1 protein-coding gene is annotated in these 326 nt (G+C 52.5%); it reads right to left on the bottom strand.

The genetic code is table 11. The features are described from left to right. Positions 1 to 326 (bottom strand): FGGY-family carbohydrate kinase (locus ONB24_13285; protein ID MDZ7317086.1); only part of this gene is annotated, 326 nt, incomplete at both ends.

Below are 326 nucleotides of genomic sequence, written 5' to 3' on the forward strand. Positions count from 1 at the left end.
GCAGGCTGTTCAGATTTGCAATGACCTCCTTGTACTTGAGCGCCAGGCTTTCCAATACACAGCGCACAAATTGGCCCTTTCCGCTTGGTACAGGTTGATCCGTGCTTCGGCAGTAATCAAGAATCGCTGCGGCCATATCCTTCGGCGCGACAAAACGAGGGTCGTCAGGGTCGATGTGCTGTTGGGCAGGACCGGCTTGTTCGGCAAGCGCGACCAAATCCGCATAGGAAAGGTCCTCTCCCGTTTTTGCCCATCCTGCCTTTAACTGTTGAAGAATCCACAGTCCGGCAACATTTTTCAAGAAACGAATTTTGTTGTGAACGCCG

Source organism: candidate division KSB1 bacterium (assembly GCA_034505495.1).
In the GTDB taxonomy this organism is placed as follows: domain Bacteria; phylum Zhuqueibacterota; class Zhuqueibacteria; order Residuimicrobiales; family Krinioviventaceae; genus Fontimicrobium_A.